The sequence below is a fragment of the Desulfosarcina sp. genome (genome assembly GCF_041551955.1).
Lineage (GTDB): Bacteria > Desulfobacterota > Desulfobacteria > Desulfobacterales > Desulfosarcinaceae > Desulfosarcina.
On the sequence record NZ_JBFELV010000005.1, the window covers coordinates 20,031 to 31,417 of the forward strand.

Genomic DNA, 11,387 nt, shown 5'->3' on the forward strand with positions numbered 1-11,387 from the left:
GCTAAAAGAGAGGTGCTGCCGTGAATCATGGTGCCGAGGGCACTTTGGGCGGCTGCAATTCGGACTGAAGCCAGGCGTCGCAATTGGCCAGGTAAGTGAGGGCCTGGTAGAGATAACCCACATCCGGATACTTCTCTACCACAGCCGTAAACCGGTCCTTGGCCGCCTTGTAGTTCTTGTTTTTGTAGTAGAAACGCCCCACATAGAACTCGTGTCCGGAAAGGCTCTGGTAGCAGACCACCATATCACTCCGGGCCATGCCGGCATAAGCATCTTCCGGATATTGCTGAACCAGTCGCTGGTAGGTTTCCAGGGCCTTGGCGGCATTGGATTGATCCCTGTCGATCGTATCGATCTGGTTGAAATAGGAACGGCCGATGCGGAATATCACATAAGGGATGGCCTCGTTACGAGGATGGAGCTGCTCGAACTCTTCGTAGGCGAAGATGGCGTCGGCATAGGATTCCAGATTGAAATAGGCATCGGCAATCTTCAGCTCCGCCAGAATGGCATATCGGGAAAAAGGATACCAATCCCGCAGTTTCTCGAAGGATTCAACTGCTTTTTTATATTTGCCGGCCTCAAAATAATCGACGCCTTCTTGAACCAGTTCCTGGGCGGACTTTTCCTCACTGGATTCAAACCAGGCGCAACCGCTAGCAATCAGCAGGACACCCACACAGGCAAGCATCAACCGTTTCATGATCAGCGACACCCCGTTGCTTATGGGAACCCGGCGGCCCCCGTTGACCTAACCGACACCGGCGGTGTTCCCTCTCGGGGCACCGCCGGCCAAGCACTCAATATACTGAGGCGGGAAAGGAGACGATGTCACATCATGACAAAACTTTTTTCAGAGCATCTTCCAGCTTGGATTTGGCCACCATACCGGTGATCTGGTCCGACACTTCACCATCCTTGAAGAATATCAGCGTGGGAATCGCTTTGATGCCGAATTTTCCAGGCGTTACCGGATTGTCGTCTACATTGCACTTGGTGAATTTCACTTTGTCCCCATAGGCTTTGGCCAATTCATCAAGAATGGGACCGATGGCCTTGCATGGGCCGCACCAGGGAGCCCAGAAATCAACGACAGCGGGTTTATCACTCTTCATTACCTCTGCATCGAAGCTGCTGTCTTCTATCTCCATAATACCTTCTGCCATGATGAAAAATCCTTTCAATGATGGTTGGGGAAGCTGAAAATTCTAAACAAGATAATAATACGGCCCTGGGTTGTCAACCGTTGCTGTATGTTTGAGCTTTCACGCCAAAGGAATCGCAGCCGAGGAATATCCTCAGGATACTTTTGCGGCGATGTCACTCCATTGGCAGGCTTGCAGATACAGGACGGGGAGGGTGTTGCCATCGAGCTTCAGCGCCTGGGACAGGCGGGACACCCGGTCCCACTGCCCGGCCTCATACGAGCGCACCAATTCGATGTATCCGGCGAGGCGCCCCTTGGCGCCAACCAGGGCGTTTTTAATCTGGCTGGAAAGGGGAAGTTCAGCCAATATCTTGTGCATGGGCTGGTCAATGACCGCATCGATGAGGGAAAACATCCCCAGGGTAAACATCTCCGAAGGCGATGTATGTGCATGGGCGTCGGCGCCCAGCAGTTCACAGAACTTGCCCCGGATGCAGGCCGCCCGGATCAGTTCGTCGGGTTTGCCTTCAGCCAGCCGCGACATGGCAACGAGAGAAACAAATCGGCGAACCTCTTTTTCTCCCAGATAAACCAGGGCCTGCTTCACGGAAGTCACTTTGCTGACACGGGCAAAAAAAGCAGCGTTGAGATACTTCAACAATTTGTAGGAAAGGCCCATGTCCCGGGCAATCAGGCGTTCCAAATCGTCGCAGCAGAAATGGTCGCTGTTGATCAGGGCCATGATCGTCATCAGGGTAAGCTGGGATCCTTGGATTTCCCGCCCCTGAAGAATCTCTGGCTTGCAGAAAAAGTATCCCTGGAACAATTCGAAACCCATCGTCTGGGCCGCCTCGAATTCGTGGTGGGTCTCGACCTTTTCAGCCAATAGGCACAGGCTGTTTCTGGAAAGTTGCTTCAGGTAGTCCTCGATCGCCGCTTTTGGCGTGAGTCGGAAATCGAATTTGATGATGTCCGCCATGGCGATAAGCGGTTCCAGCGACGGCAGATACTCGAAATCATCTAATGCAATGGTGTATCCGTCGGCGGCCATTTGGGCGCAGGCATCGATCAGCACCGGGTCGGGCTCGACGTCTTCGAGAATTTCGATCACCGTGGTTGCTTTGGGCAGTAGAAGGGGAACCCGCTTTTCCAGCAGGTTCTGGGTAAAATTGATAAATGCCTTTCTGCCCCCTGCCAAGGTATCGATCCCAATGGTGAAAAAAGTGTTGGCCAACAGGTTCGTGGTGGCCACGTCCCCGTCGATATCGGGCACATAGTTGGCCGTTCCGTCACGAAACAGGAGTTCGTAGGCGAAGATTTTCTTGTTTTTATCGAATATGGGCTGCCGGGCGACGTAAACATTTTCCATATGGGTTTCTATCCCGTTGCTGCCTTAGGGTTGTCACGCAAATGGGGTACGGACCGAATCCCGCAGGGTTCATTATCGACCTCCGTGAGCCATAACTTAAACCATTGCGGTGCCATCAGGAAATTGACATGGGCCGGCCATCTCTGCTACCTCTTTTCTATGAGGCACAACTGGCCGGAAATACGACTCAACCAGAAAAGGGGATGCCAATGGGTAAAAAAATTCGCATCGGTTCACTGATTTCAGGCGGGGGAACCAACCTTCAGGCGATTATCGACGCCTGCGAAGACGGCCGGATCGATGGGGAGATGGCCTTTGTGGCATCCGACCAAGCCGGAGTGAAAGGCCTGGAGCGGGCCCGCAACCACAACATCGCCAGTTTCGTGGTGGAATACGGGCCATTCATTCAAGCCTACCGGCAGGATCCGGCCAACTTCAGGCTACCAGAGGATTTCGACTTCTCGGAGATATGCGCCAAACAGCACCTATTTCCGGCTGATGACCCCGAGGACCGTATCCGTTCATTTCTTTGCACCCGGGCGGCTGCCGAAAGTCGCCTGCTGTCCGAAATAAAGGCCCACGCACCGGTGGACCTGCTTGTGCTGGCCGGCTTCATGCGCAACCTGACCCCCTATTTTATCGACCGATTCAACACCGATCCAGGCAATCCGCGGATCATGAATATTCATCCAGCTATTTTACCCTCATTTCCCGGTGTTGACGGCTACGGAGACACGTTTCGCTACGGGTGCAAGGTTGGCGGATGCACGGTACATTTTATTGACTACGGGGAGGATTCGGGCCCCATCATCGGCCAGCGGGCCTTTCCTATCCTGGAAACCGACACCCTGGACGACGTCAAGCGCAAAGGCCTGGAGCAGGAGTGGCAGCTCTATCCCGAATGCATCCAGAATTTTGCCCGGGGACTGCTGAAGACCGTAAACATGACCCACCGCCTCGACGACGGCAGGGTTTACCAACGTACCGTGGTGAAAATTGCTAACCCCGCATAGCGGGGATTGCGGGATTTCGGATTGAGGAATTGGGCATTCAATCCCACAATCCCTTGAGTCCCCAATCCCTCAATTCGCTATAGGTATTTTATCATCATGGGGATGGCCACAAAGGTACCGGCGGCGCTGCCTAAATTGGTAAACACCACCACTAGCAAAATGCGGGTCACTTTGTTGCGCCAGAAGCCTTTGACGGAGAGGATATCCAGGGGCAGGCTTTCGAAATCCTTAACCTTGGGCTTGCGCGAAAAGGCCTCGACCAGGCCGGACACCCAACCAGCGGCAATCATGGGGTTGAGGGATGTCAATGGCGCCGCCAGGATGGACGAGAGGACCGTCAGCGGGTGTCCCAAGGCGATCACGGCACCCAGGCCGGCCAGGATGCCGTTGGCCAGAATCCACCAGGTGACCATATCGGCGCCAGCCCCGGCGCCGCCACGGAAAAAGCCATAGACGATTAGGATGCAGATGAAAAGCGGAATGAACCATTTAAAGAATCCGGACAGCGGGCTTTTGGCGGGCAGGGATTCCAGAGCGTGGATGTCGACAGGCTGGTCCCAGTACCGCTTGATGCCGGGCACGTGGCCGGCGCCCACAACGGCGACAATGGTCTGACCGGGTGCCGTGCGGATCTTTTCCGTCAAGTAGCGATCCCGTTCGTCGATGAGGCAATTACGCACCTGGGGCATGGATTTGCCGACCTCGTCAAGGATAGAAGCCAGCATGTCCTGCTGCTTCATCTTTTCCACATCCGCCTCGCTGATCTCATCAACCTCACCTAAGGACAGAACCAACTGGAAGAGCAACTTGACCTTGCCCCACAACCCCATGCTTCGCCAGGTCCGCGACAAGGTGATCCGGATATCCCGATCCGCCAGATGAACAGCGGCGCCTGCGGCTTCGGCTGAATCCATGGCCTGAATCATCTCCTGGCCGGGAGCCACCTCCAACCGGTTGGCGATTCGTTTTTGAAAGGATGCCAGCATCAGGTTGGAAAGCAGGAGAAAGGCCTTTTTCTCTTTGATCACCTTGATGATGTCCATCTCCTGCCAGTGGTCCTTTTGGCGAATGGACTGGGCGCGGCTTTCGCAAAGCTCCACACAGACGGTATCGGGTTGGACCTCTTTGATAATTGCTTCGACCAGTTCCACGCTATCTCTGGACACATGGGCGGTGCCGACGAGTATGATCCGTTTATCGCCATGCTCCAGATGGTGGAGCATCTGGCTGTTGAGTTTATCGTTCATCGAAGATATGTTACTTTCCTTATTGTCGGGGACGTTCCCGGCAGTTAAAAGCTGAGCCAATATATACGCTCTGCCGGTGATGTCAATTAATGAATCACCAGGCGTGGCGTCTCCGAAGCCGACAGACAGGCAATCTTGGTGTCGGTGAACACGAAAATGGTCTGGATAAGCTGATGCCGAAAAATCAAACGTCGACAAGCCCGTTTACCATCGACACCGAACCCTTTTACCTGGACACCGGAGACGAAATCCGCATGTTCGAAGCCGCGGCATCGGCCCGCCTGCCCGTCATGCTCAAAGGTCCAACCGGATGTGGGAAAACCCGTTTCGTGGAGCACATGGCCTTTAGGCTCAAGCGCCCCTTGATCACCGTGGCCTGCCACGAAGACCTGTTTGCCTCGGACCTCATCGGCCGCTACCTGCTGAAAAACGATGAAACCGTCTGGGTGGACGGCCCCCTGACCCGGGCCGTTCGCATGGGCGCCATCTGCTATCTGGACGAGGTGGTCGAAGCCCGCAAGGATACCACCGTGGTCATCCACCCGTTGACGGACAACCGCCGGACCCTCTCCATCGATAAAAAAGGGGAGGTGATCCAGGCACATCCCGACTTTCTCATGGTAATTTCCTACAACCCCGGCTACCAGTCGGTGCTCAAAGACATAAAGCAAAGCACACGTCAGCGCTTCGTGGCTCTGGTCTTCGACTACCCGGACCCGGCGGACGAATCACGAATCGTGGCGGTCGAAGGCAAAGTAGACGATGATACGGCCGCACGTTTGGTGGCCCTGGCCGGGAAAATACGCAACATCAAGGAATACGGCCTTACCGAAGGGGCTTCCACCCGGCTGCTGATTTATGCCGCCGGCCTGATCCGAATGGGCATCGCCTTTAAAAGGGCATGCATCGCCGCCCTGTGCCAACCGCTCACCGACGACGACCGGCTGCAGGAAACCCTCAACGACCTCATTGACGACCTGTTGTAATATGGATCCGGCCATGCCCACCGCCACCGATCGGACGGTCCGGAACCTGATGGACCATCTGGCCATCGCCGATCCGAAGGCCGCCCACCGGATGTTCGACCATCTGAATGGTTCCGATCACCCACTGGACGTCCACCGCCTCAGCCCGTTGGTGGATGAGGTGATTGAAGCCCTGGCCGTGGAGGTCTCCTACGGGCGAAACCTGGCCGAGGGGATGGGCCGGATGCTGACGGGCGGGCGTTTGGTCGATCTGGATCGATACCGCCGCCTGGTAAAAAAGGCCGCTGCCAGAGGTCCCGCGCTGGCCGCTCTCTTTGCCCGACACCTGGTGCCGGTGCTGGCCTGCGGTAATGACCGCCTCGTCGATCGATTCGGGGAGGCCACACGGGTCATGCTGCTAAAGGGCACCTATACCCTTAAGGCCCCCCTGGAAACCCTCTCGGCGCTGATTGAAGAGAAAGACATCGCCTGCGCCCACGCCTTTCTCGATCTTCTGTCGATTACCTATGCCCTGGATACCTCTTACAACCGGACGGTTTATTTAACGCATACCCTGCCCCGTGCGGTGGACGGCTTCACCCGTTCCCGCCGGTTATGGCAGATCCGGGGACTGGCTCGCATCATCCGAGTGGATGAACGGCTGGCCGACGCGTACCTTCAGGGATTGGCGTCGGGCCTTCACCGGCTGTCCGAAACGGCTCTGAACGAATTTTTGGACCTGGCGATCCAGCACTATCACCATGCACCGGATCAAGGCCCCCGATTCCTTGCCCTCGAATCCCGCCATGCGATGGACCTATGCCGTGCGCGCGAAGTGGCGGTGCCCCTGTCGGCCGTCCGGGCGGAACTGGAGCGCTATCTTCAGGCACGCACCGGCCTATCCGTGGCCATTTGCCCCATTTCCTCTCTGCCGGGGAAACAGTCGGCCGGCGATCCGGACGAGCCGCTGGTCCGTTGCGATGGGCAGACGATCTACCTGCCTGAGGAGATGGATCTCATGGAACGGCGGACGGACAATACGGCCCTCTACAAACTGCTGGTCAAACTGGAAGCAGGCGCCATCGAATTCGGCACCTATGACCTGGACGTGGAAAAAACGCTGGATACTGCCACCGCGGCCCCACCGTCGGATGTGGGTGACCCCGTCGCGGCCGAATCCGATCTGAGTCTTTTCCTGCGCGGGTTCGAAGACCCCATCCTGGCCCTGGACCTGTTCACGCTTTGTGAACACGCCCGCATCGCCCGCAGGGTCAACCGGCATTATCCCGGCCTGTTTCGCCGACTCACCAGGGTCCTCACCGATCCCGCGCTTCAGGCCAGGACCGGAATCAGGATCGACGGTACATGGCTTCCCCTCTACCGGCAACTGGTGATGAATGAAGAACCAGTGGCGGTTCCGGACTTGAAATCTGTAGGTCAGGCCATGGCGGATCGTTTGAACCAGGCGACATCGTCAGCGGCCGACACGGCGGAGACCAGTGCGCGGCTGACCAAGGAATTCTATCCATCACTGGCCGGTCTTATCAAGTCAAGCGGTGCACCCGCCTATCTCCCCCTGACCCTGCCTTTCGGCCGTCGGCTCGAACCGGATGGTTTCGGTCCCTTTCACAGACCCTATCACCGCCGGGCCACGGATATCCGCAGGCGACTGTCCCAACGGCACCTTCATGTCTTCCGGTCGGACCTCCGACAACTGCTCGTCCGTCAGAACGGCCGGATCTCGGCGGCGGATGTCCGCGGTCTGATCCTGAACCACCCATCGGTGAATGCCGCTGCCGTCGACCTTTCCAGGCTGGAGCAAGAATCCCTGGTCTGCAGCCACGAGCTCGGACAGCCGGCCGACGGCGCCGGTGACGCCAATGCCTTCCGCTACCGGGAATGGGACTGGTGCATGGGCGACTATCTTCCGGACCGGGTGCGCGTGCTGGAGCGTGAGACCACCGGGTTGGACCCGGGATTCTACCGGCAGACCCTCGATCATTTCCGCGGGCTGGTCAGGCGCATCCGCTACGCCTTCGAGCTGTTGCGACCCGAGGAGATGACCATTTTGCGCCAGTGGCCTGAAGGGGACGCCTTCGACTACCGGGCCCTGCTGGACTATGCCCTGGACAGGAAGGCGGGATTGATCCCATCGGATCGATTGTACATCAAACGAATGAAACGGGTGAGAGACGTGGCCGTCCTGTTGCTGGTTGACCAGTCACGGTCTACGGCGAACGCCGTGGATGAGCGGGACACGATGGTTCTGGATGTGGAAAAGCAGGCCATCGTATTGCTCTGTGAAGCCCTGCAGGTGGTGGGAGACCGGTTCGCCATCGCCGGTTTTTCCGGCACCGGCCCGTTGGGTGTAGATTTTTACCGGATCAAGAACCTGGATGCACCCTTTGACGATGCCGTAAAAGGGCGCATCAGTGCCATGGCCCCCCAGCGCAGCACGCGCATGGGCGCAGCCATCCGCCACGCCACCGCTCTGCTTTCCCCGGTGCTGGCCCGCGTGAGGCTGATCATCATGCTGGGAGACGGATTTCCCAACGACCTGGCTTACAAGGGAACCTACGCGGTGGAAGACACGCGCCGCGCGGTCATGGAGGCCCGCGCCGCCGCCATCCATGTCAAAGCCATCACCGTCACGGCCGTCGACAACGGACAGTTGGATCGGCTCTATGGCAGCAACCATCATACGCGCATCGGCAATATCCGCGACTTGCCGGACAGGCTGGTAAGGGTTTACAGTATGTTGACCCGACATTAGAATGTGTACATCCAGAAAGGGCATCTTGCGGCCCAGGCCGGCGTTCTCACGTTCCCGCCATCCTCGACGTAGCGCGGCTACGCCTGTGGTTGCGAAAACGCTGCGGCCTTGGCCTGAACCGCAACCTGCCCTTTCTGAATGGACCCATGATCGATAAAAAGGAGCGGCTTTGAAGATCTTCGACGACGTCTTGAACTGGGACGGGTATGGCGGGAAATTCAACCTGGCGGCCGGGCGGTGCCGGCTGAGGCTGTTTGACCTGTCCAGGGACGAAACGGCAGGCGTGCCGTTGCTCAAACCCATCATCGCCGTGGTTTCCGACCTGCCCGGTGACCGGGAGCCCGCCCTGAAAAGGGTTTCCGTGAGGGCCTGCATCAGCCATGTGGCCACCACCATCGTCCACCGTTTTAAAATCGACCATAACCGCATGGTACTGGTCGAGTACTATCCCCGCGAGACTTACGGACGGGAATCGGAGAAAGTCATCCCTGAAAAATACGATGTCGTCGATCTTAAATGGCATGGCGACAAAGCCCTGTTTCCCGGCTGGCGCCCCCTGAAACCGCCCCTGCTGGATATCGTCCGCAGTCTGGTGGCCGGCAGCCCGTAGATCGACGGACGGCGCATTGGTAATTTATCGAGAACGCAATTGGGGGTTAAACGACATCCTCCCCTTTGATCTTATCTTCAGATGACGCTCTATTTTCAAGGATGGCCTTGGCCGGGATCAATCCGGTGGCGGCCGCAGACACGATGTTGCCGGCCACACCGGGCCCATCACCGGCAACGTACATGCCTTTAATTCCAGTTTCCAGCTGGGGTGAGGTCTCCACCTGGGTGGCGAAAAACTTGATTTCCGGGGCATAGAGCAGGGTTTCATCGTTGGACACGCCCGGCACCACGCTGTTCAATTGCTCCAACCCGTCGATGATATTGGTGAGGATGCGTTCGGGCAGCGCCATGGCGATGTCACCGCACACCACATTGGTCAGCGTGGGTTCGATGTAGCCCTTGCTGATGTGGTTCCAGGTGCTTCGGCGGCCCCGCTTCAGGTCACCGAAGCGCTGCAGGATAGGTTTGCCCCCGCCGATGAGAGTAGCCAGGCGTCCGATGGCCTCGCCATAGGCTTGGTTATCGGTGACCGGTTCGGTGAGGACCACCTTGGAGAGGAAAGCGAAGTTGGTGTTGGTGGATTTGCGGTCGTGGTAAGCGTGGCCGTTGACACACACGAAGTCGGAGTAGCTTTCCAGGGAGACAAAGCCCCCCTGGTTGGTGCAAAAAGTGCGGGTCTGGTCGTCGTATTTGCCGGTCTGAATGAAAAAGGTGGGATCATAGATCACCTCGCACAGGTCCTGCATGATGTCGTTATGCACCTCCACCCGCACCCCCACTTCGATGCCCCGCTGGGTCAGGCCGATGCCGTGCTTTTGCGCCACCCGGGCCACCCAGTCCGCCCCGATCCGCCCGGGCGCCAGAATCACATTGCTGCAGCGGTGCTCCCCCCGACTGGTCTGAACACCGACAACCCTGCCCTTTTCGACGACGACGTCCTTGACATCCTCGGAGGTGTGAATGGTCACACCCTTGGATTTGATGTGGTCGGTCATGGCGGCGATATAACCGGGCAGGCGGTCGCTGCCCAGGTGCTTCTGTTTGATCAACAGCAGATCGATGCCGAAGCGTTTGGCATGCTTTCTGATTGTCTTGGCCTGGTCCATGTCCGTGGGATAGACCGGGCCGTCCATCCCGAAGCGGTTGAAAATGGCCTCGGTTTCGTCGATCAAGGCCTCGGCGGTGGTGATGGGCATGAACTGGGTCAGGTCAGTCTTGCCCAATTTGTGAATGAAATTGAGCTTGCCGTCGGAGAACAGGCCGGCCCCTCCGATGCCGCAGAGGATGTTGCAGGGCCGGCACTGGGTGCAGTAATGTCGGTCCGCCACCGGGCAGGCGCGTTTGAGCGGTCCTTTTCCACGCTCCAGCAGCAGCACCTTGAGGTCTGCACGTTCACTGAGGTAATAGGCGGAAAACAGGCCGGCGGGGCCGCCGCCGACGATAATCACGTCAAAAAAAACGCTGTTCGCGGATGTGACTGACAATGGATGACGCTCCCTGGTTGACTTTAAACGGTAAATCCCGCAACATGCAAGCGCAGGTCAACGGTGATTCTACCCAATGAGAAAAAGAGACCCACAACGATCCAAGCCGTTACTCAAACCCCGGGTAATCCTGAAAGGGGATTCGCCCCCGTGCCTGATCGACGGATGCCAGTGCCGCGGATGCTTCGGATGGCAGAACATGCTGCGCGCAGCAGAAAACAGACCGACGTGGCGAGCATACCCCCTTTGCTGCCAGATGACCGGACTGACCCTGAAATACTGACGACCTTCATTGCGCAGCATCCATTATCATTCTCACTTTTTCAGATATCGATTGCAGGTCAAAGGGTTTTTGGATGAATCCGTTGCACCCCCGGTTCAAGATGGTGGTCGCTTGTCCATTGATGCTGTAGCCACTGGAAAGCAGAACCATGATTCCGGGGTCGATCTCCTTCAACTGATCGTAGGTTTTGCCGCCGCCCATATCCGGCATGATCATGTCCAAAATGACCAGACTGATCCGATCCCCATGGTTCCGGTAGATGTCGACGGCCTCTTGCCCTCCCTTGGCAACAAGCACCGCGTAACCCAATGAGGTCAACATCACCTTGCCGACATCTAATATAAGTGGATCGTCATCGACCAAAAGGATGGTCTCGTTGCCTTCCTGCGCCGAGGGACGCAAGAGGGTTGCCTCACCCAGTTGGACGCCGGATGCTTTCAAGTGGATGGTAAAGGTGGTCCCGATGCCCTCCTGGCTGCTCACCTCGATAAAGC

Annotated in this window: 10 protein-coding genes; 4 read left to right on the forward strand and 6 right to left on the reverse strand. The window is 57.3% G+C overall.

What is annotated here, in order from left to right; translation table 11 throughout:
• Window positions 1–25: 25 nt before the first annotated feature.
• The 3 genes from ABYV26_RS01045 to ABYV26_RS01055 form a co-directional block, all read right to left on the reverse strand.
• Window positions 26–703, reverse strand: coding sequence for an outer membrane protein assembly factor BamD (locus ABYV26_RS01045; protein ID WP_372677323.1), 678 nt, complete (start codon window positions 701–703; stop codon window positions 26–28).
• A 133-nt stretch (window positions 704–836) separates the two neighbouring features.
• A complete protein-coding gene (gene trxA / locus ABYV26_RS01050; RefSeq protein WP_372677325.1) occupies window positions 837–1,166 on the reverse strand; it encodes a thioredoxin in 330 nt (109 codons plus the stop codon).
• A 132-nt stretch (window positions 1,167–1,298) separates the two neighbouring features.
• Window positions 1,299–2,516, reverse strand: a complete 1,218-nt coding sequence (locus ABYV26_RS01055; protein WP_372677327.1) for an EAL and HDOD domain-containing protein — start codon at window positions 2,514–2,516, stop codon at window positions 1,299–1,301.
• Window positions 2,517–2,725: 209 nt separating this feature from the next.
• Here ABYV26_RS01055 and purN point away from each other — a divergent pair, with 209 nt between their 5' ends.
• Window positions 2,726–3,529, forward strand: coding sequence for a phosphoribosylglycinamide formyltransferase (gene purN, locus ABYV26_RS01060; RefSeq protein WP_372677329.1), 804 nt, complete (start codon window positions 2,726–2,728; stop codon window positions 3,527–3,529).
• Window positions 3,530–3,606: 77 nt separating this feature from the next.
• Here the strand turns inward: purN and ABYV26_RS01065 are convergent, their stop codons facing one another.
• Window positions 3,607–4,776 carry a TraB/GumN family protein gene (locus ABYV26_RS01065; RefSeq protein ID WP_372677331.1) on the reverse strand — a complete coding sequence of 390 codons (1,170 nt, stop codon included), beginning with the start codon at window positions 4,774–4,776 and terminating at the stop codon, window positions 3,607–3,609.
• Between the two features lie 173 nt (window positions 4,777–4,949).
• On the opposite strand from ABYV26_RS01065, the gene ABYV26_RS01070 reads away from it, so the two are divergent.
• The 3 genes from ABYV26_RS01070 to ABYV26_RS01080 all read left to right on the forward strand — a co-directional run bounded on the left by ABYV26_RS01070 (window position 4,950) and on the right by ABYV26_RS01080 (window position 9,124).
• Complete coding sequence (locus ABYV26_RS01070; RefSeq protein ID WP_372677333.1) at window positions 4,950–5,762, forward strand: CbbQ/NirQ/NorQ/GpvN family protein; 813 nt, start codon at window positions 4,950–4,952, stop codon at window positions 5,760–5,762.
• 13 nt (window positions 5,763–5,775) lie between these two features.
• Entirely contained in the window at window positions 5,776–8,514 is a 2,739-nt protein-coding gene (locus tag ABYV26_RS01075) for a nitric oxide reductase activation protein NorD (RefSeq protein WP_372677335.1), read from the forward strand.
• Window positions 8,515–8,683: 169 nt separating this feature from the next.
• A complete protein-coding gene (locus ABYV26_RS01080) occupies window positions 8,684–9,124 on the forward strand; it encodes a hypothetical protein (protein ID WP_372677337.1) in 441 nt (146 codons plus the stop codon).
• Window positions 9,125–9,170: 46 nt separating this feature from the next.
• Here ABYV26_RS01080 and ABYV26_RS01085 read toward each other — a convergent pair whose 3' ends face one another.
• Together ABYV26_RS01085 and ABYV26_RS01090 are read right to left on the reverse strand one after the other, a co-directional pair.
• Window positions 9,171–10,610 (reverse strand): NAD(P)/FAD-dependent oxidoreductase, encoded by a 1,440-nt coding sequence (locus ABYV26_RS01085; protein WP_372677339.1) that lies wholly within the window; start codon window positions 10,608–10,610, stop codon window positions 9,171–9,173.
• Between the two features lie 289 nt (window positions 10,611–10,899).
• A partial coding sequence (locus tag ABYV26_RS01090) for a response regulator (protein WP_372677341.1) occupies window positions 10,900–11,387 on the reverse strand: 488 nt, incomplete at its 5' end.